Here is a 19,139-nt window from a genome sequence, read left to right as displayed (position 1 = left end):
TCGAGATGCAAACTGTACTGCTGACGGGCTTCGAGCCCTTTGATCAAGACCCGGTGAATCCGTCCTGGGAAGCTGTGCGCCAACTGGATGGCGTGCTGCTGGAAGGCGATGTGCAGATTGTTGCGCGCCGCCTGCCTTGCGCGTTTGCGACCGCTGGCGAGTGCCTGACCCAGTTGATCGATGAGCTGCACCCAGTGATGGTGATCGCCACCGGCCTGGCGCCGGGGCGTAGCACTATCTCGATGGAGCGGGTGGCGATCAACATCAACGATGCACGCATCCCCGATAATCTGGGTGAGCAGCCAATTGATACGGCAGTCGTGGCTGGCGGCCCGGCAGCCTACTTCACGACGCTGCCGATCAAGGCGATGGTCAAGGCTGTGGGCAAAGCGGGAATTGCGGCATCGGTATCGCAAACGGCGGGCACCTTTGTGTGCAACCAGGTGTTCTATCGGTTGCAACACCAGTTGGCGGGATCGGGCGTGCGCAGTGGCTTTATCCACGTCCCCGATGTTTACGGGGCATGCCAGCCGCCGATGGTGCTGTCGACCCTGGTCGAGGGGTTGCGCATCGCGGTGTCTGCGGCATGGCAAACCCCGATGGATATCGTCGAAGTGGGCGGTCAGGTCAGTTGAGGGCAGGGCGTGAGCGCCAACCTTCAACTACAGTTCAGGGACACCCATTCCACGGTAATTGCGATGATCAACTCTCTGAAGTGCGTGTCTGTCGTGCTTTCGCTTGTCTTGTTTGCTGGCAGTGGTATGGCCCTGGCCGATCCTGGTAATGGCAAGGGGCAGGGCAACGATAAAGGCAACGGCAACGGCAACGGCAACGGCAACGGCTCGGGTGGGCAGGGGCATGACAAACCCAAAGGCAAAGGCGCATCGGGTAATCACGGCCCCAGCGTCGATCGCGGCAGGGTACTGAATGTATTGGGTGGCTACCGCAACTACTGGAGCCCGGGGCCAGCGTTGCCCCCTGGTATCCAGAAGAACCTCGCACGCGGTAAGCCATTGCCGCCGGGCATCGCCAAAAAGCTGGATGGCCGTTTATTGGGCCAGTTGCCCCGTTATGATGGGTATGAATGGCAGCAAGCAGGTACCGATCTGATATTGGTGACCATCGCGTCGGGCATCATTTACGAAGTACTCAGTGGGGCCTTTGACTGACGGGGCAAACGTTACGCCACGCGTCCTGGGAAAAACAGCTCAAAGCAGGTCACGCCGTCGTGGCTGCTCACGCTGTACCGCCCGGTGTGCAACTGCATGATGGTCGCCACAATCGACAAGCCCAACCCATTGGACTGCGCCGAGCGTTCCCGTGACTCATCCACCCGGTAAAACCGTTCGAACAGTCGCGGCAGATGTTCGGCCGCTATGGTTTCGCCCTGGTTGCTGACCCTCAGGTAAATGCCCTCGGCATCAGGAACCGCCTGAATCACCAACTCAGTCCCCGGCGCACCATATTTGATGGCATTGGCGCATAGGTTCGCCAGGGCCCTGCGCAACAACATTGGCTCAGCCCAGATCACCCCTTCACCTCTAGCCTGAATGCTGATGTCCACATCGCCCGCCAAGCCTTCAAAGTACTCGGCAATGCGTTCAACCTCATCCGTGGCACTGAGCTCCTGGCGTTGGCGCAGGGCGCTGGCCGGGTCGGTGCGGGCCAGGAATAGCATGTTGTCGAGCATCCGCGCCAGGCGTTCAAGTTCTTCGACATTGGACGCCAGCAGTTGCTGATAGCTTTCGATGCTGCGGTTCTGTTGCAGGGCGACTTGGGTTTCGCCCAGTAGGTTATTGATCGGCGTGCGCAGTTCGTGGGCCATGTCGGTGGACACCTGGCCCAGTTGCACAAAGCCCTTGGCCAGCCGCTCAAGCATGGTGTTGAACGAATCAATCATCGGCAGCAGTTCTTTCGGTGCGCCATGGCTGTCGAGGCGTTCGGCGAGGTTGCCGACACCAATGCCCTGGGCGTGCCGGGCCAGGCGGCGCAACGGTAAAAGCCCGCGATGAACAAGCAGGTAACCGACCACTGCCAGGAGGATTGCGGCAATACTCGCCAAGATATAAACGCTCAAGCGATAGCTGGCGAGCACCGCGGTGCGCTCGGTCATCAGGCGCCCGCTGGTGACTTGCAGGCTGCCCAGGTCGCCGGAGTCGATGGAGGCGGCGACGGTGGAGAAGGGCACGCCATTGACGCCAGGCAGATGGTGCACGTCGGCGAGTCCCAGCGCGTGATCCTTCGCGACGGGGGGCACGGACGGCAAATCGATATTACCCGGGTTCACCAGCAGCAGCGGTTTCTGTCCCGGCGCGGCGATGCTCAATACCGACTCGTGGTTACCCAGCATGTTCTGGAACAGTTCCGGCTTGGTCTTGATCAGGTCGAGCGTGTTGCTGTCGTTGAGCAAGTTGCGCAGTTGATCGACACGGGAAATCAATGCGGCATCGTCGCGCATGATCAGTTCCCGTTCGAGCTCGCGGTACAGCGCCACGCCCAGGGTAGCCAGCAGGGCGAAGGCGAGCAGCGCGAAGATCAGCGCCAGGCGCAGGGTCAAGGAATAATGACTGCGCCCGCTCATGGCTGGGTATCGAAGCGGTAGCCGATGCCCCGCACACTGTGGATCAGCTTGAGCTGGAACGGGTCGTCGATTTTCAAGCGCAGGCGCCGCACGGCCACGTCGACTACGTTGGTGTCGCTGTCGAAGTTCATGTCCCACACGCGCGAGGCGATCAGCGAACGGGACAGCACCTGGTCCTGATGGGTCGCGAACAGGTGCAGCAGGGCGAACTCTTTGTTGGTCAGGGTGATGCGTGTGCCGGCGCGGGTGACGCGGCGCTTCAGTACGTCGATGTGCAGGTCGGCGATCTGTAGCTGCTCCTCTTCCCGGCTCGGGCCGCGGCGCGTCAGGGTACGCAAGCGTGCCACCAGTTCAGCGAAGGAAAACGGCTTGATCAGGTAATCATCGGCGCCCAGTTCCAGGCCCTTGATACGGTCAGCAATGTCGTCGCGTGCTGTAAGAAAAAGCACCGGTGTGTCGGCTTCCTTGCGCAGGCGGCGCAGCACTTCCCAGCCGTCCATTTTCGGCATCATCACATCCAGCACGATGACGTCGAACGGCGTCTCCAGGGCCTGGTGCAGGCCGTCCACGCCATCACGGGCAAGGCTGACGGAGTAACCCAATTCCTGAAGGCCATTGAGCAAGTAATTGCCGGCTTTGGGTTCGTCTTCGACTACAAGAATGTTCATGGGAAGTGCCTTGTCTCTATGCGTGGCGCAAGTGTAGCCCGATCAATTATCACTGGGGCAACCGATGGCCTGGACTTGGTAGTCCAACACGTGTTCACGGCCTTGGCTGTCCAGGTAGTTGAGTTGCGCCGGGACGATGCCGCATTGGCCGTAGGTGTCGGTGCTTGACAGTACTTTGGCCACATCCAGGTGCACGAAGAAGCCGGTTTTGTCGTGGATCACGGGTTCGGCGGCAAACACGGAACCGGTTGCGAGCAGAGCGGCAAAGCCGAGGATAAACAGTTTCATGACGGTATCTCTCTAAAAGGGTTGGCTGTCACGTCGTGGCAGTGGGTACACGGTAACCAGCCGTCCCGAACAGCCCACCAACAGGATGATGACAAGTTTGTAATGCGGGGCTCAGGGTTGGCGGCCGGAGGCCTCGAGGATCAGGTCGGTGATTTCCTTGGCGTGGGACACCAGTGACAAGTGGCTCGAAGGCAACTCGATGGTGGTGGCGTTCATACGTTTGGCAAGAAAGCGCTCAAGATCCGGGTTGATGGTCTGGTCATTCGTCGACACCGCGTACCAGGACGGCTTGGTGTGCCAGGCGGCATTGACGGTGCGACCGTTGAACAGGGTTTTAGTGATGGGTTGCTGCACGGCATACAGCTCAAGGGCCTTGGCGTGTGGCACATCGGCGGCGAAGTACTTGAGGAAGGCGTCCTGGCTCAGGGTGAGGTAACCGTCGTGGTCTTCGACACCGTACCGTACCGGCATGGTCGGGAACTTGGCCGAAAGTGCGACGAAGTCTTCATTGGCGTCCGGCGCGCGCGCGGCGACGTACACCAGCGAGCTGACCTTCGGGTTGACCCCGGCGTCGCTGACCACCGTGCCAGCGTAGGAATGACCGACCAGCACGGTAGGGCCGTCTTGTTGGTCCAGCACGCGGTTGGTGGCGGCGACGTCGTCGGCCACCGAGGTCAGCGGGTTTTGCACGGCGGTGACGTGCAAACCGGCGGCCTGAAGCCGGGTGATTACCTCGGACCAGCTCGAACCGTCAGCCCATGAGCCGTGTACCAGCACCACGTTATTGGCTTTGATCGGTGCGACCGTGCCGGCCATGGCGGTGCCAGTGCCCAGCATCAGCAGGCTGGCGGCGATCAGGCAGAGTTTGCTTGCAGGTTTCATGGTGGGACCCTTTTCATCAGTAGGAAGTGGTGTCATCCGGCGTGGGTGACTGACGACTTCACTGTATGAAGTGAGGGTGCTGCCAACACTTACGGCTGCATTACAAACCTGTAATGCATTCGACGTCGGTTGCGTTTACAAGCGCCGAGGTGATCCGTAGATTGCATTGGGCCGATATTTGTTAAAACCGATGAGGAAACCAAGCAGTGTCCATCCGAGGTTCAGCTGTATTCAACCGCCGTTACCGTGCCTTTCTGTTTGATATGGATGGGACGTTGCTCAATTCCATTGCCGCTGCCGAACGGGTGTGGAGCATCTGGGCTGAACGCCACGGCCTGGATGTGGCAGCGTTTTTGAAGACCATTCACGGTGCTCGAGCGATCGATACCATCACACGCCAGGCATTGCCCGGCGTCGATCCTGAGGTGGAGGCGCAATGGATTACCGAGGCTGAAATCAATGATGTGGACGGTGTTGTTGCGATTCCCGGCGCGGTCACGTTTTTGAACAGCCTGCCGGGTGATCAGTGGGCGCTGGTCACCTCCGCACCCAGGGAACTGGCGTTGCGTCGGCTGCAAGCGGCAGGTATTGCGCCGCCGGCGGTGCTGGTGACGGCTGAAGATGTTGCCCTCGGCAAGCCGAACCCCGCGTGTTACGTGCTGGGCGCGCAACGCCTGGGTGTACCGGTGAAGGATTGCCTGGTATTTGAAGACGCGACGGTAGGCATCCGGGCGGCAGAGGCAGCAGGGGCGGATGTGATGGTCGTGACGTCGACACATCACACGCCTATGGTCACCGAGCATCCTTCGATTGACGGGTATGAACCGTTGAAGGTGCAGTGCGACACGGACGGCTTGTTGTATGTGCAGAGCGGGGCGGCCTGATATAAAAAAAGCCGAGCCCGTTAACGGCCTCGGCCTTGTTCGGCATTGGCTTGATCGGGGGGCTGCATCCGATTATTCCTCATGCCTTGGCGTGACAGCACCATCTCCCGAAGAATTTCATTGGCCAGCCGCGCGATTGCCTCGGCGCCCCGATAATGGGCGCGCACGATCCCGGTAATTGCAAAGTGGTCGGTTTCCGGGCCGCTGAGCACTGCCGAAAGCGTTCCGTCCGCGTGCAGCGTGCAGGTCACCTGGTAGCTGGGCAGACGGGCTGCCAGTGCGGACTCGATTTGCGATTTACTCAGGGTGTCCATCTTGCTTCAGGCCCTTTTACTGATCATGCACGCCCAAGCATAGGTCGAGTTGTGGCGCTGTAAATACCGGCGATCTGATAGCAAGGAATGCGGTATCAGCGTGTCATTTGTCGGCACAACCGACGTTGCACGGCCCGCTGGATAGGTTTGAGGCAGAACAGGAACAGGTAGCCGCCGAGCAGCAGCGTCAGGTCCAGCCACGAATGGGGATCGGTGGAGCCAGTGCCTTCGATTGCGTACCTCAAGCCATAGGCCAGCCCGACGAAGACCAACCCTATCAATAGGGCGATCAACCAAGACCTGTAGGCAAATGGGTGTGTGGTCGTAGGCCTCATCGACGTGCTCCTGAATGCACACGAATGGCTGAGAGTCAGTCAGGAGATTCGGCCGTGAATGAAACAACAAGTTCCAAGCGTGAAGACAGTTTCATCTTTCCACGAAGATGAACACATTGGCGACGTCACTCACGCAATAAAGACAAAAGCAGTTCCAAGGAGTTTTCGCCAGCCGTTACAGTGAACGAAAGGGCTGGCTACTGGAGGCACTTCAAGGCGTCTGGTTTTTGTCCGGAGCCGTCAGGCCGGCCTGGATGCGCTGGTAGATCTCCTCGCGATGCACGGCAACATCCTTAGGGGCGTTGATGCCGATTCGTACTTGCTGGCCGCTGACGCCCAGGATGGTGATCGTGATGTCATCACCGATGTTTATGCTTTCACCAACTTTGCGGGTGAGTATAAGCATGGACTTCTCCTTGATTACTTTTAAGGACACATGTTTCAGACAGGGCAGGTGTCGGATGTGTGTAGCGTACTGCTTAGCGCTTCCCTGTGACTGCCTCTTTTTAGGACGCATAGAGGCGACATTAATTCCCATGGCGGCATCATACAGGTCTGCGATACATCATTCGCATTGTTTAAGCCAATGTTTATGACGGCCAGAATAGACAGTGAATGATAAAGTCGCCTCTTTATCTTTAAAGGAGCAGGGCAGTGCGTAAAGTAGCGATGGCAATTGCGGTGTTGGCATTGGCCGGTTGCGGTGAAGGCAAAAGCGTCGATGCGCCCAAGGCCAAGCCTGTCGTGACCGAAAGCCAGCCCCAGACCGGCGCGATTGCCGCCCAGGAATGGGACGTGCGGGTTGGCCCGCCGGACCACAAGTTGCAGGCGATCACCGACCTCACCGCCTGGTTGCTGGAACATGGTTTCAATTTTTATATCGTGAAGGTCGACGGCAAGGACGAAGTCCTGTTGGGGCCGTTCGCAACCAAGGCTGAGGCTGAGGCCAAGCAAACGTTGCTCAACGAGAAAATGGCCCGAGCCAAGAAAACCGATACTGTTTCAGAAATCATTGAACACAAGGCTGCGCAGTAACAACTTGGATGGGCGGGGTTTCCGCCCTTTTTCAACCGCAGGCTTTAAGGTTCACCGGGCCGACAAACTCATTGCCGCGTCCCATTACGCATGCCACGGTCTGGTTACGCTGACGTTCCCAGGCCTGTACCGGGTAGGTCTTGTTCCAGGCTTCGTATAACTGGCGATCCTGTTTCGACAGGCGCAAGCCGTATCGCTTGCTCATGTAGAAGTACGTGCGAGCGATCATTCCCCGAATAGAAGGGCGTGGCATCACCTTCTTTGCTTTGAAGTCCACCTGGGTCAAGCATGAGCCGTACTGCCCGCTTTGCACGGGCAGCCAGCCAAAACTGAAGTTATTACGGTCACCATTGACCTCGCCGATGCTCGGTACCAGGTTGTGCAGGTCGGCTTCGGCGCGTTTGAACACGTCATCATGGCGCGTGCAGTTCTTGCGCCCGCCGTCCTGCCAGCACTGGCGCTGATGCCCGATTTGCCAGGCCGGAACGATGTGCTCCCACTCGATCCGCGCGGCACGGTTGGCGTTCTTGCGTGGGATGTAGCCACAGGCTTTCAGGTCCACGCGGTTGCCGGTGTATTTGCAGCCGCAATAAAACTCGGTGGATTGTGGGGCGTACAGTTTCCACGCGACTTTCTTGGCTTCGCTGAAGGTTCGAGGCGCTTGGGCGTGGGCGGTAACGACGAAAAACAGGCAACACACAGCGATAAACCGGACACTCATTGAATCAATCTTCCTTCGGCACAACCCAGAAAATCTGCACACCGCCATCGTCGCGATAGGCGAGGGTGACGTTGTCGTTCTCCGCGATTTCTTCCAGCAAGCGCGCCCACTCATCCTCCGGCTCTTCCGGCAAACGAAAAATCAAAGCCGCCTTGGCTTTCTGGGCGTTGGTCGAATTGATGATTTTTTGCACACGAATGGCCAGGCGTTCGTAGGCACCAGGTGGGGTTGGCACTGCGGGAGAGGACTTTGCCACGGAATATTCCTTAGTTTGCTGTACGCACATACAGTATTTAACTGTAGGCGATTTCGCAACTACTTAAACTTCAAGAAGTCCGTCTGACCGCAATTCAGGCAATTTGGTGTAGGGCGCAGGTATTTTTATCGAAGGGTTTTGCGAGGAGGCAGGGGCGGGCAAACCGACCCTGCCGAGGTATCACCGGGAATCAATACTCCCAGAACATCCGTTGCAGCTCTTTGCTGTCCTGAGTCTTGGTCAGGGCGACCATCGCCAGGATGCGCGCTTTCTGCGGGTTCAGGTCGAGTGCTGCGACCCAGTCGTACTTGTCGTCAGGCTGTTCGGCGTTACGCAAAACCATGCCGCCGGCATTGACGTGGGAAGAACGAATGATCTGCACGCCTTGCTTGCGCAGCTCCACCAGTGCAGGTACGACTTTGGACGATACCGAGCCGTTGCCGGTACCGGCGTGGATGATGGCTTTGGCGCCCGCTTGAGCCAGGGCCTTGTAGGCGGTGTCGCTCACATTGCCATAGCCATAGGCGATCTCAACATCGGGCAGGCTCTTGATGTTTTTGATATCGAATTCCGAATCCATGGTGTGACGCTTGGCTGGCAAGCGGAACCAGTAGGATTTGCCTTCAACCACCATGCCCAGTGGACCCCATGGGCTCTTGAACGCTTCTGTCTTGATATTGATCATCTTGCTGACGTCGCGACCCGACTGGATCTCGTCGTTCATGGTTACCAGCACGCCTTTACCGCGTGCCTCTTTGCTGCTGGCCACGGCCACGGCGTTGTACAGGTTGAGCATGCCGTCTGCCGACATCGCGGTGCCTGGACGCATGGAGCCGACCACCACGATGGGCTTGTCGGTTTTTTCTACCAGGTTCAGGAAGTAAGCGGTTTCTTCCAGGGTGTCGGTACCGTGAGTGATCACGATGCCATCCACGTCCTTGCTGTCCGCCAGTTCGGCGACGCGACGACCCAGTTGCAGCAGGTTTTCGTTGTTGATGCTTTCGGACGCAATTTGCATTACTTGCTCGCCGCGTACATTGGCGATCTGGCTAAGCTCAGGAACACCGGCGATCAATTGCTCGATGCCGACCTTGGCGGCCTGGTAGGTGGCGCTGTTGGCGGCGGAGGCGCCAGCACCGGCAATCGTGCCGCCGGTGGCGAGGATCACCACGTTGGACAGTTTGGTCTTGGTTTCAACTTCCTTTGCCTGGACGGCAACGGGGAACAGCAGCAGGAGGGCCAACGCGCCCGGAACAAAAGTCTTCAGTGCAGATTTCATTATTTTTCTCTCTGGTTTTTGATGAGTGCTGTAGCAGGTTCATCTAGAACACCCGGGCAGTTCTGAATGCCACGAGGTGGTTGAGTAGAGCAGGATCTGTACCAGGCCGATTGTGCGCGCGAACATAAAATAACTTATTGATTTATAACGATTTATATTATTTTCGTAGCCTGTTATGCCCAAGTGCGCGTCCGGCTTTCCGAACATCGGTCTGTATTGCGTTCGGTTGTCCGAAAAAAGTTGGCGGTCGGGCCTTTGAGTTGGTAGGCGTGGCGCGGCACGGCCTGTCGTTTTAGAGAACGGCCGGGGGAGAGCGATGTTTAATCACATCCTTTGTCAGGCGCGAGCGAGGTGCTGTATGGCTTGAATGAAAGGCTGCTTTCAACCGTTGACAAATCTCGACAAGGTTCTCATAGTTTGGATAACGCAAACGTTTGCGAGATGTTTCACGTAACACGCCTGAAGTGTCGTGACAGCTCGTATCAGCCACCCGGGTGGGAAGGCTGCCGAAGCACTCTTCGGTGCAAGCGTTGCTCACAATAATCATAAGATCGGAGTGAACCCATGAAGCTGCCATTCGCTGGACGTCTTCTTGCTGTCGCTGTGCTTGCTGCCGCATCCGCCGCTTTGCCTCTTTCCTCTGCATTTGCTGATGACGCCGCCGCCAAACCCAAGGTCGGCCTGGTGATGAAGTCCCTCGCCAACGAATTTTTCGTGACCATGCAAGATGGCGCCAAGGCCTATCAGAAAGATCACGCCGCCGAGTTCGACATGATCACCAACGGGATCAAGAACGAAACCGACACCAGCGCGCAGATCGACATCGTCAACCAGATGATCCTCGCCAAGGTCAACGCTATCGTCATCGCACCCGCCGACTCCAAGGCGTTGGTGACCGTGCTGAAGAAGGCTTCGGATGCCGGTATCAAGGTCGTCAACATCGACAACCGCCTGGACCCGGACGTGCTCAAAAGCAAAAACCTCAATATTCCATTCGTAGGCCCGGACAACCGCAAAGGTTCCAAGCTGGTGGGCGACTACCTGGCCAAGCAACTGGCCTCGGGTGACAAGGTCGGCATCATTGAAGGTGTACCGACCACCACCAACGCCCAGCAACGTACCGCGGGCTACAAGGACGCGATGGATGCTGCCGGCATGAAGATCGTCTCCACCCAATCCGGCAACTGGGAAATCGACCAGGGCCAGAAAGTGGCGTCCGCCATGCTGAGCGAGTACCCGGACCTCAAGGCCCTGTTGGCCGGTAACGACAACATGGCCCTGGGCGCTGTCTCCGCCGTACGTGCGGCAGGCAAGGCCGGCAAGGTGTTGGTCGTGGGTTACGACAATATCGAAGCCATCAAGCCGATGCTGCAGGACGGTCGTGTGCTGGCGACCGCTGACCAGGCCGCTGCTCAGCAAGCCGTGTTCGGTATCCAGAACGCGCTCAAGCTGGTCAAGGGTGAGAAAGTCGATTCCAAAGACGGCGTGATCGAAACCCCGGTCGAACTCGTCCTCAAGAAGTAATCCTGGCAGCACCCAACAGCGTCCGCTCGTCCTGAGCGGGCGCCTGGAGATTTTCCTATGTCATCTTCCGCCCCGAACGCTGTCCTCTCGGTCAGCGGTATCGGCAAGACCTATGCCCAACCGGTTCTGTCCGACATCACCCTGACGCTCAATCGCGGCGAAGTGCTGGCGCTGACCGGTGAAAACGGCGCAGGCAAAAGTACCTTGTCGAAGATCATCGGCGGGCTGGTCACACCCACCACCGGGCACATGCAGTTCAATGGCCAGGACTACCGTCCAGGCAGCCGCACCCAGGCCGAAGAGCTGGGCGTGCGCATGGTTATGCAGGAACTCAACCTGCTGCCCACGTTGACCGTGGCCGAAAATCTTTTTCTGGATAACCTGCCCAGCCAGTGTGGCTGGATCAGCCGCAAGCAACTGCGCAAGGCTGCGATTGAGGCCATGGCCCAGGTCGGCCTGGACGCCATCGACCCGGATACCTTGGTCGGCACCCTGGGCATTGGCCATCAGCAAATGGTCGAGATCGCCCGCAACCTGATCGGCGATTGCCACGTATTGATCCTCGACGAACCCACGGCGATGCTTACCGCCCGTGAAGTCGAGATGCTGTTTGAACAAATCACCCGTCTGCAGGCCCGGGGCGTGGCGATCATTTACATTTCACACCGGCTGGAAGAGCTGGCCCGTGTCGCCCAGCGCATCGCGGTATTGCGCGACGGCAAGCTGGTGTGTGTCGAGCCGATGGCCAACTACAACAGCGAGCAACTGGTCACCTTGATGGTCGGCCGTGAGTTGGGCGAACACATTGACCTGGGCCCACGCACCATAGGTGGCCCGGCCCTGACGGTAAAAGGCTTGACCCGCTCGGACAAAGTCCGCGACGTGTCCTTTGAAGTGCGCGCAGGTGAGATTTACGGCATCTCCGGCCTGATCGGCGCCGGTCGTACCGAATTGCTGCGTCTGATCTTCGGCGCCGACCTGGCCGACAGCGGCACTGTGGCACTCGGTTCGCCGGCTCAAGTGGTGAGCATCCGCTCGCCGGCGGACGCGGTGGGCCATGGCATTGCTTTGATCACCGAGGACCGCAAGGGCGAAGGCCTGCTGCTGACCCAGTCCATCAGCGCCAACATTGCCCTGGGCAACATGCCGGAAATTTCCGGTGGCGGCGTGGTCAACAGCCGCAACGAAACCGCACTGGCCAAGCGCCAGATCGATGCCATGCGCATTCGCAGTTCCAGCCCGGCGCAGTTGGTGTCCGAGTTGTCTGGCGGTAACCAGCAGAAAGTGGTGATTGGCCGCTGGCTGGAGCGCGATTGCTCGGTAATGCTGTTCGATGAGCCGACTCGCGGTATCGATGTCGGTGCCAAATTCGACATCTATGCCTTGCTCGGCGAATTGACCCGCCAGGGCAAAGCGCTGGTGGTGGTGTCCAGCGATCTGCGTGAACTCATGCTGATCTGTGATCGTATCGGTGTGTTGTCCGCCGGGCGTCTGATCGACACCTTCGAGCGTGACAGCTGGACTCAGGACGAATTGCTCGCCGCCGCCTTTGCCGGCTATCAAAAACGTGATGCGCTGCTCAACGACGCAGTGCTTAGGGATACCCCATGAAAACCACCACTTCACCCGGTAAAACCGGCGGCAACTTCTATGGTCTGGGCACTTACCTGGGCCTGGCGGGTGCTTTGCTGGCGATGATTGCGCTGTTTTCGGTGCTCAGCGACCACTTCCTGTCCTACGACACCTTCAGCACCCTGGCCAACCAGATTCCGGACCTGATGGTTCTGGCGGTGGGCATGACCTTCATCCTGATCATCGGCGGTATCGACCTGTCAGTGGGCTCGGTGCTGGCACTGGCGGCATCGGCCGTCAGCGTGGCAATTCTCAGTTGGGGCTGGAGTGTATTGCCGGCCGCTGTGCTGGGCATGGGCTGCGCGGCATTGGCCGGCACCATCACCGGCTCGATCACCGTGGCCTGGCGTATTCCTTCATTTATCGTATCCCTCGGCGTGTTGGAAATGGCCCGTGGTGTGGCGTACCAGATGACCGGATCGCGCACGGCTTACATCGGTGATTCGTTTGCCTGGCTGTCCAACCCGATTGCCTTTGGTATCTCGCCGTCGTTCATCATTGCCTTGCTGGTGATCATCGCCGCGCAGCTTGTACTGACGCGTACTGTGTTTGGTCGCTACCTGATCGGTATCGGCACCAACGAAGAAGCCGTACGCCTGGCCGGGATCAATCCCAAGCCCTACAAGATCCTGGTGTTCAGCCTTATGGGCCTGCTGGCCGGTGTGGCGGCGTTGTTCCAGATCTCGCGCCTTGAAGCGGCGGACCCGAACGCGGGTTCCGGCCTGGAGCTGCAAGTGATCGCTGCGGTAGTCATCGGTGGTACCAGCCTGATGGGTGGACGTGGTTCGGTGATCAGTACTTTTTTTGGTGTGTTGATTATTTCGGTATTGGCCGCTGGCCTGGCGCAGATCGGTGCCACGGAACCCACTAAGCGCATTATCACCGGTGCCGTGATCGTGATTGCCGTGGTTCTGGATACCTACCGCAGCCAGCGCGCCAGTCGACGAGGCTGAACCATGGCAACGATCAAGGATGTGGCCGCGCTTGCCGGTATTTCCTACACCACGGTGTCCCATGTGGTGAACAAGACTCGCCCGGTCAGCGAGCCGGTACGCATCAAGGTCGAGGCGGCCATCAAGCAGCTCGACTATGTGCCCAGCGCTGTCGCGCGTTCGCTCAAAGCCAAGACCACGGCCACCATCGGTTTGCTGGTGCCCAATAGCCTTAACCCCTATTTTGCGGAGCTGGCCCGGGGCATCGAGGATTACTGCGAGCGCAATGGCTATTGCGTGATCCTCTGTAACTCCGACGACAACGCTGAAAAGCAGCGCAGCTATCTGCGCGTGTTGCTGGAGAAGCGTATCGACGGCTTGATCGTGACGTCGGTGGGTGGCGACGACAGTGGCCTCGCCGCAGGCTTGAGCGCGGTGCGTACGCCCATGGTGATTGTTGACCGGGCGCTGGATGGCATTGACGTGGACTTGGTGCGTATCGATCACGAGGAGGGCGCCTACCTGGCGACCCGGCACTTGCTCGAGCTGGGCCATCGCGATATCGCCTGCATCGGCGGCCCGGCCCATACCCGCGTCGCGCAGATGCGTCTGGCGGGTTATCACCGCGCGTTGAGCGAGGCGGGCGTGGCGGTGGCGGCCAATCGCACCCAAGAAAGTGATTTCACCAGCACTGGCGGTTATGCCGCCGCCGTGCAATTACTGGCGCAAAATCCGCCCAGCGCCATTTTTGCCAGCAACGACATGATTGGTTTCGGCGTGTTGCGCGCAGCGGCGGAGCGTAATATCCGCGTGCCGGGCGAGCTGTCGGTAATCGGTTTCGATGACATTCAAATGGGCCGCTACGTCTATCCGGCGCTGACCACGGTGGGGCAATCCATCGTGCAACTGGGCGAAACAGCGGCCGAGCTTTTACTGCGAAGAATTGCAACACCCCAACTGCCGATCGATCAACGGATCGTGACGCCGAGCATCGTATTGCGTGAGTCGACGGCGCCCGTCGCCGGTACGTTCGCGCAATACCGCTGAACCGAATTGATGAGTACTGATGTATGCCAGCAAAAGTAGTGGTAGTGGGCAGTTTGAACATGGACCTGGTCACCCGCGCCAGCCGGTTGCCGCGTGCCGGTGAAACACTCATCGGCCAAACGTTTTCCACAGTGCCTGGCGGTAAGGGTGCGAACCAGGCTGTAGCGTCGGCGCGACTGGGCGCCGATGTTTCGATGATAGGTTGTGTCGGTACCGATGCCTATGGCGCCCAATTGCGTGACGCGCTGTTGGTGGAAGGCATCGACTGCCAGGCCGTCAGCAGCGTGGACGGCTCCAGTGGCGTGGCGTTGATCGTGGTGGATGACAGCAGCCAGAACGCGATTGTGATTGTCGCGGGCAGTAACGGCGAACTCACGCCGGCCTCGTTACAGGCGTTCGACGCGGTCCTGCAAGCGGCCGAAGTGATCATCTGCCAGCTGGAAGTGCCGATGGACACTGTGGGCTATACCCTCAAGCGCGGGCATGAATTGGGCAAGACGGTGATCCTCAACCCAGCCCCGGCCAGCGGCCCATTGCCGGCTGAGTGGTATGCCTCGATCGACTACCTGATCCCCAATGAAAGCGAAGCCACCGCTCTGAGCGGTGTGACGGTCGACTCCATTGAGAGTGCCAAGGTGGCGGCGACCCGGCTGATTCAGGCGGGCGCCGGCAAGGTCATCATTACGCTGGGCTCTCAGGGCGCGCTGTTTGCCGACGGCCAGGGCTTTGAGCATCTGCTGGCGCCGAAGGTCAAGGCGGTGGATACCACGGCGGCTGGCGATACCTTTGTCGGTGGTTTTGCCGCGGCGTTGGCCAGTGGCAAAAGCGAGGCCGAGGCGATTCGTTTTGGTCAGGTCGCGGCGGCGTTGTCGGTCACCCGCGCCGGTGCGCAACCCTCTATTCCAACGCTGCACGACGTACAAGGTTTTGTACCCTCATGAAAAAGACACCTCTGCTGAATATCGCACTGTCGCGTGTGATCGCCTCCCTGGGGCATGGCGACATTCTGGTGATTGGCGATGCCGGCCTGCCGGTGCCGCCGGGCGTCGAACTGATTGACCTGGCGTTGACCCAGGGCATCCCGGACTTCATCAGCACCTTGCGTATCGTGCTCAGCGAAATGCAGGTGGAAAGCCATGTGCTGGCCGAAGAAATCCTGCTCAAGCAGCCGCCGGCGCTGGCCGACCTCAATGCGCTCACAGAGCAGGCAGCCCTCGGTGAGCGGCGCCTGGCCAGCCATGAAGAATTCAAGCTGCTCAGCCGCAAGGCGCGCGCCGTGGTGCGCACCGGCGAATGCCAGCCTTACTGCAATATCGCGCTGGTGTCCGGCGTAACCTTCTAGAGTTCCCAACGACAAGGAGTGTTTTATGCAACGTGGTCTCCCAACCCTGAAAAATCTGTTCCGGAGTGTCCTGCTTTTGTCCGCACTCACAGCCGCCAGCGCCCACGCGGCGGAAAAAATCGACCTGATCATCGACACCGACCCAGGCGCCGATGATGTGGTGGCATTGCTCTTCGCCATGGCTTCGCCGGAGGAGCTGAACATTCGTGCGCTGACCACCGTCGCTGGTAACGTGCGCCTGGACAAGACCTCCCGCAACGCACGCCTGGCCCGCGAGTGGGCAGGGCGCGAGGAAATCCCGGTCTACGCCGGTGCGCCAGCGCCGCTGCTGCGTACGCCGATCTACGCTGAGAATATCCATGGCAAGGAAGGTATTTCCGGCGTCACCGTGCACGAGCCCAAAAAAGGCCTGGCTGACGGCAATGCCGTTGATTACCTGATCAAGACCCTGAGCACTGCCAAGCCTCACAGCATCACTATCGCCATGCTCGGCCCGCAGACCAACCTGGCGCTGGCACTGACCCAGGCGCCGGAAATCACCCAAGGCATCAAGGAAGTAGTGGTGATGGGCGGGGCGCACTTCAATGGCGGCAATATCACGCCGGTGGCAGAGTTCAACCTGTTCGCTGACCCGGTCGCGGCCGAGATTGTGCTCAAAAGTGGCGTCAAGCTGACCTACCTGCCGCTGGACGTGACTCACAAGGTACTGACCAGCGAGGCGCGCCTGAAAAAGATTGCCGACATCAATAACAACGCGAGCAAGGTTGTCGGCGACATTCTTAACGAGTACGTCAAGGGCGACATGGAGCACTACGGCATCCCAGGCGGCCCGGTGCATGACGCTACCGTCATTGCGTACCTGCTCAAGCCTTCGCTGTTCAGCGGTCGTCAGGCCAATGTGGTGGTGGACAGCCGAGAAGGCCCGACCTTCGGCCAGACCATCGTCGACTGGTACGACGGCCTGAAGCAGGAGAAGAACGTGTTCTGGGTTGAGAACGGTGATGCGCAGGGCTTTTTCGATCTGTTGACCGAGCGTCTCGCGCGTCTGAAGTAATGTGTTGACTGGTCGGCGTTCGGCGGCCGGTTCTTATTCACGTTCGGGGTTGTGTGCCCCCATGTGGTCGGCCGGGTATTTCTCGAATACCTGGCCGATGAACGCTTGCGCCGCTTGTGTGCCCAGTTCCTTGACCAGCAGGTCGATACCGATGATCGCCAATTCCTCCGGGCTGCCGGGGCTGTAGGAGCTCTGTCCCTGGGGCCACTTGGCTTTGATGTCGGCTTGGAGCGTTACGGTGGTCATGACTATCTCGCGGGGCTGAAAGTGCTGTGTAGTGCGCTGGAACGCGGTTCTTAGCGGGGCAGTTAACCATTTTACGTTGCGTTTGGCACTGATACTTAGGCATGAGGCGCCTCGGAATGAGGTCGGCGCTGTGCGACACTGTCGGCCTGTTTAATTGCCGGGGAACACCACGTGCAGATCGACCTGAACAACCCCGAGAACCTGACCCTGGCGAATGTGCGCCAACTGCTCGCCAGTGCCAGTGACGACGAGCATACCCAGTTGCGGGTGACCAAAGCCGGAATCGCTTTTATCTCTTCAGGCAGCGCTGTAGGCGGTGTGGATGTCGGCGGGTTGCTGTTTCGCCTGGAGACCTGGGCCAAAGGCTCCGGATACGTAGGCAATGTGGCCGCCAGCGATGAGGTCTGGGTGACGCAGATTTTCAACGCGTTAAAACAGAACTGGCCAGAGCCAGAATTCGCCTACATCGACATCTACTGATTTCATTCATATCTGGTCACGATTGACCGGGCGAATGCCTGTCGAGACTCAGGCAGACTTGCCCTGCGGCGGTTTACGTCTTGAAACCAATCCGGCCAATCGCTGTCGCACGATCTCTGTCCATTTTTTATCATAGGAGGCTTCATGCCTTGGAAGCTCGCATCATTCGGTACTTTGTTGGCCGCACTCGCGTTGGCGGGTTGCAGCACCCCAGGTGCCTCTGAGCCAGCCAAAGACGCCGCCGTGGCCGATGCCGGTCACAGCCGCTGTGAGTCGAAGGCCGCCGAATTCACCGTAGGCCAGAAAGCCTCGCCCCAGTTGCTGGAGCAGGCGCGTACCCGTGCCGGTGCGCAGAACGCACGAATCCTCAAGCCGAACGACATGATTACCCTGGAATACCGCTCCGACCGCTTGAACCTGAACACCGACGACAACCTGGTGATCACACGGGTCAATTGCGGCTAAGCCTCTCCTGGTTTTTGCAGCGCCCACAAAAAACCCCGTCACATGGACGGGGTTTTTTTTAGCTCAGCGGAGAATTACTCGCCGCGAACTTGTGCTGCTTGCATACCCTTTTGGCCTTTCTCAGCCACGAAGGAAACGGTTTGGCCTTCTTTCAGGCTTTTGAAACCGTCGCTTTCGATAGCTTTGAAGTGTACGAACAGGTCGTCACCGCCACCTTGAGGAGTGATGAAGCCGAAGCCTTTTTCATCGTTGAACCATTTAACGGTGCCGGTTTGGCGATTAGACATGGTGTATCTCCAAGAAACATATATTTTCAGTAGTGCTGTGCTGCTCAGGCCAACTGGGCACACAGGGCTATCATAGTCGAAATGTTCGGCTTGGGAGCCCCCCCAAGGCATTGTTTGCTAATCAATAGCGTTACGTTTGATGCTCTGATCGGCTGAAAGCCCCGGTTTACGGGGCTTTAGCTCGAAATATCAGCTCGTAAAAAAAGCCGTAAAAGCTGCGTAATTTGTGAGAAACGGCAGTTTTCGGGCCGTTTTTCCGGCAAAACAGGCATGTGATCGGACGAAAATCTTACTTTTTCTTCACGACTTTGCAGGACGAAATAGCCGCGACTGCTTTGTTTTTGAGCTCCGGGCTGGCGTTCTGGTTGGTCATGAGTTCCTTGATCTCTGCAGTGCTCAATTCGGCGTTGATCTTGTCAGCGCCACATTCGCAATGGGCTTTGGCAGTTTTGGCATCCACGTTCTGGCTGGCAGCTGCGCTGCAATCGCTGACGAAGCTGTCGCGAGCACCGGCTGGCCAGTTCGACGGGGCAGCTGCCTGTGCGCCGAGGGAAAGGAGGGTCAGGGAAGCGGCGAGAGCGAGGGTAGAGGTGAAACGCATCATGAGGATGCTCCTTTGGGTCGAGGACGAACGGCGATTCTCAGTGGGTTTGAGGCATTGCGTATAGCTCAAGTTCACTTTTGCAGCTATAAAGGCCGGAATTTGTGTTTAGGCAAGATGGCGGCGGCGCTATGACCGTTCATCTGTGCTAGCATCCTCGTCCTGGCTATTTCCAGGCGCGCCATTTGCCGTCTTGCCATGTTCTTTTTAGCTCACTCCAGTCACTCTGGTCTGATTATCGGTTGGCCGAAAGGCTCCTGCCGCTGTAAGGCAGGCGTTCATTACT

At 58.7% G+C, this 19,139-nt stretch carries 26 protein-coding genes; 13 read left to right on the top strand and 13 right to left on the bottom strand.

Going from position 1 to position 19,139, the window contains the following annotated elements; all coding sequences use genetic code 11:
* Positions 1–5: 5 nt before the first annotated feature.
* Complete coding sequence (pcp, locus tag HU722_RS19340) at positions 6–635, top strand: pyroglutamyl-peptidase I (RefSeq protein ID WP_065874094.1); 630 nt, start codon at positions 6–8, stop codon at positions 633–635.
* A gap of 63 nt (positions 636–698) precedes the next feature.
* Positions 699–1,169, top strand: coding sequence for an anti-virulence regulator CigR family protein (locus HU722_RS19335; protein ID WP_186755049.1), 471 nt, complete (start codon positions 699–701; stop codon positions 1,167–1,169).
* An 11-nt stretch (positions 1,170–1,180) separates the two neighbouring features.
* Here HU722_RS19335 and HU722_RS19330 read toward each other — a convergent pair whose 3' ends face one another.
* The 4 genes from HU722_RS19330 to HU722_RS19315 all read right to left on the bottom strand — a co-directional run bounded on the left by HU722_RS19330 (position 1,181) and on the right by HU722_RS19315 (position 4,419).
* Positions 1,181–2,581: a heavy metal sensor histidine kinase gene (locus HU722_RS19330; RefSeq protein WP_065874091.1), complete on the bottom strand. Its 1,401-nt coding sequence runs from the start codon at positions 2,579–2,581 to the stop codon at positions 1,181–1,183.
* Positions 2,578–3,249 carry a heavy metal response regulator transcription factor gene (locus HU722_RS19325; RefSeq protein ID WP_049712399.1) on the bottom strand — a complete coding sequence of 224 codons (672 nt, stop codon included), beginning with the start codon at positions 3,247–3,249 and terminating at the stop codon, positions 2,578–2,580. Before HU722_RS19325 ends, HU722_RS19330 begins: the two co-directional genes overlap by 4 nt.
* A 42-nt stretch (positions 3,250–3,291) precedes the next feature.
* Positions 3,292–3,537 (bottom strand): DUF2790 domain-containing protein, encoded by a 246-nt coding sequence (locus HU722_RS19320; protein ID WP_049712400.1) that lies wholly within the window; start codon positions 3,535–3,537, stop codon positions 3,292–3,294.
* 111 nt (positions 3,538–3,648) lie between these two features.
* Positions 3,649–4,419 (bottom strand): alpha/beta fold hydrolase, encoded by a 771-nt coding sequence (locus HU722_RS19315; RefSeq protein ID WP_065890613.1) that lies wholly within the window; start codon positions 4,417–4,419, stop codon positions 3,649–3,651.
* Between the two features lie 206 nt (positions 4,420–4,625).
* On the opposite strand from HU722_RS19315, the gene HU722_RS19310 reads away from it, so the two are divergent.
* The gene (locus HU722_RS19310; RefSeq protein WP_065874088.1) at positions 4,626–5,303 is read left to right on the top strand and encodes an HAD family hydrolase; all 678 of its coding nucleotides are present in this window, start codon (positions 4,626–4,628) and stop codon (positions 5,301–5,303) included.
* A 20-nt stretch (positions 5,304–5,323) separates the two neighbouring features.
* Here the strand turns inward: HU722_RS19310 and HU722_RS19305 are convergent, their stop codons facing one another.
* From HU722_RS19305 to csrA, 3 genes are all read right to left on the bottom strand, one after another.
* Positions 5,324–5,617, bottom strand: coding sequence for a DUF1652 domain-containing protein (locus tag HU722_RS19305; protein ID WP_065874086.1), 294 nt, complete (start codon positions 5,615–5,617; stop codon positions 5,324–5,326).
* A 95-nt stretch (positions 5,618–5,712) separates the two neighbouring features.
* Positions 5,713–5,952 (bottom strand): hypothetical protein, encoded by a 240-nt coding sequence (locus tag HU722_RS19300; protein ID WP_065874085.1) that lies wholly within the window; start codon positions 5,950–5,952, stop codon positions 5,713–5,715.
* 211 nt (positions 5,953–6,163) lie between these two features.
* Positions 6,164–6,358, bottom strand: coding sequence for a carbon storage regulator CsrA (gene csrA, locus HU722_RS19295; RefSeq protein WP_003192511.1), 195 nt, complete (start codon positions 6,356–6,358; stop codon positions 6,164–6,166).
* Positions 6,359–6,621: 263 nt separating this feature from the next.
* Between csrA and HU722_RS19290 the strand changes: the two genes are divergently transcribed.
* Positions 6,622–6,987, top strand: coding sequence for an SPOR domain-containing protein (locus HU722_RS19290; protein ID WP_065874083.1), 366 nt, complete (start codon positions 6,622–6,624; stop codon positions 6,985–6,987).
* 31 nt (positions 6,988–7,018) lie between these two features.
* On the opposite strand, the gene HU722_RS19285 is transcribed toward HU722_RS19290, so the two are convergent.
* The 3 genes from HU722_RS19285 to HU722_RS19275 all read right to left on the bottom strand — a co-directional run bounded on the left by HU722_RS19285 (position 7,019) and on the right by HU722_RS19275 (position 9,243).
* Positions 7,019–7,708, bottom strand: a complete 690-nt coding sequence (locus HU722_RS19285) for an endonuclease (protein WP_065890614.1) — start codon at positions 7,706–7,708, stop codon at positions 7,019–7,021.
* A gap of 4 nt (positions 7,709–7,712) precedes the next feature.
* Complete coding sequence (locus tag HU722_RS19280; RefSeq protein WP_082224448.1) at positions 7,713–7,964, bottom strand: DUF1654 domain-containing protein; 252 nt, start codon at positions 7,962–7,964, stop codon at positions 7,713–7,715.
* Between the two features lie 190 nt (positions 7,965–8,154).
* Positions 8,155–9,243, bottom strand: coding sequence for an asparaginase (locus tag HU722_RS19275; protein WP_065874077.1), 1,089 nt, complete (start codon positions 9,241–9,243; stop codon positions 8,155–8,157).
* A gap of 564 nt (positions 9,244–9,807) precedes the next feature.
* Here HU722_RS19275 and HU722_RS19270 point away from each other — a divergent pair.
* Genes HU722_RS19270 through HU722_RS19240 form a run of 7 tightly spaced genes read left to right on the top strand, consistent with a single transcriptional unit; the run spans position 9,808 to position 16,774 of the window.
* The gene (locus HU722_RS19270) at positions 9,808–10,767 is read left to right on the top strand and encodes a sugar ABC transporter substrate-binding protein (protein ID WP_065874076.1); all 960 of its coding nucleotides are present in this window, start codon (positions 9,808–9,810) and stop codon (positions 10,765–10,767) included.
* A gap of 57 nt (positions 10,768–10,824) precedes the next feature.
* Positions 10,825–12,378, top strand: a complete 1,554-nt coding sequence (locus HU722_RS19265; RefSeq protein WP_065880892.1) for a sugar ABC transporter ATP-binding protein — start codon at positions 10,825–10,827, stop codon at positions 12,376–12,378.
* The gene (locus tag HU722_RS19260) at positions 12,375–13,352 is read left to right on the top strand and encodes an ABC transporter permease (RefSeq protein ID WP_015884943.1); all 978 of its coding nucleotides are present in this window, start codon (positions 12,375–12,377) and stop codon (positions 13,350–13,352) included. Before HU722_RS19265 ends, HU722_RS19260 begins: the two co-directional genes overlap by 4 nt.
* Positions 13,353–13,355: 3 nt before the next feature.
* A complete protein-coding gene (locus HU722_RS19255; RefSeq protein WP_065890615.1) occupies positions 13,356–14,378 on the top strand; it encodes a LacI family DNA-binding transcriptional regulator in 1,023 nt (340 codons plus the stop codon).
* Positions 14,379–14,401: 23 nt separating this feature from the next.
* Positions 14,402–15,319 (top strand): ribokinase, encoded by a 918-nt coding sequence (gene rbsK, locus HU722_RS19250; RefSeq protein WP_065890616.1) that lies wholly within the window; start codon positions 14,402–14,404, stop codon positions 15,317–15,319.
* Complete coding sequence (gene rbsD, locus HU722_RS19245; protein ID WP_065874070.1) at positions 15,316–15,720, top strand: D-ribose pyranase; 405 nt, start codon at positions 15,316–15,318, stop codon at positions 15,718–15,720. The genes rbsK and rbsD overlap by 4 nt, the downstream gene beginning before the upstream one ends.
* 25 nt (positions 15,721–15,745) lie before the next feature.
* On the top strand, positions 15,746–16,774 hold the full coding sequence (locus tag HU722_RS19240) for a nucleoside hydrolase (protein WP_049712414.1): 1,029 nt from the start codon (positions 15,746–15,748) through the stop codon (positions 16,772–16,774).
* 33 nt (positions 16,775–16,807) lie between these two features.
* Here HU722_RS19240 and HU722_RS19235 read toward each other — a convergent pair whose 3' ends face one another.
* The gene (locus HU722_RS19235; RefSeq protein ID WP_032886978.1) at positions 16,808–17,020 is read right to left on the bottom strand and encodes a hypothetical protein; all 213 of its coding nucleotides are present in this window, start codon (positions 17,018–17,020) and stop codon (positions 16,808–16,810) included.
* A 171-nt stretch (positions 17,021–17,191) separates the two neighbouring features.
* On the opposite strand from HU722_RS19235, the gene HU722_RS19230 reads away from it, so the two are divergent.
* Positions 17,192–17,500 (top strand): hypothetical protein, encoded by a 309-nt coding sequence (locus HU722_RS19230; protein ID WP_065890617.1) that lies wholly within the window; start codon positions 17,192–17,194, stop codon positions 17,498–17,500.
* A 144-nt stretch (positions 17,501–17,644) separates the two neighbouring features.
* Complete coding sequence (locus HU722_RS19225; protein WP_065874067.1) at positions 17,645–17,965, top strand: I78 family peptidase inhibitor; 321 nt, start codon at positions 17,645–17,647, stop codon at positions 17,963–17,965.
* A 74-nt stretch (positions 17,966–18,039) separates the two neighbouring features.
* Here the strand turns inward: HU722_RS19225 and HU722_RS19220 are convergent, their stop codons facing one another.
* Together HU722_RS19220 and HU722_RS19215 are read right to left on the bottom strand one after the other, a co-directional pair.
* Positions 18,040–18,252 carry a cold-shock protein gene (locus tag HU722_RS19220; protein WP_003234260.1) on the bottom strand — a complete coding sequence of 71 codons (213 nt, stop codon included), beginning with the start codon at positions 18,250–18,252 and terminating at the stop codon, positions 18,040–18,042.
* Positions 18,253–18,541: 289 nt separating this feature from the next.
* Positions 18,542–18,856, bottom strand: coding sequence for a hypothetical protein (locus tag HU722_RS19215; RefSeq protein WP_015884935.1), 315 nt, complete (start codon positions 18,854–18,856; stop codon positions 18,542–18,544).
* Positions 18,857–19,139: the final 283 nt, after the last annotated feature.

This window comes from Pseudomonas tritici (assembly GCF_014268275.3).
Classification (GTDB): Bacteria; Pseudomonadota; Gammaproteobacteria; order Pseudomonadales; family Pseudomonadaceae; genus Aquipseudomonas; species Aquipseudomonas tritici.
This window is presented reverse-complemented; position numbering and strand designations above follow the sequence as displayed.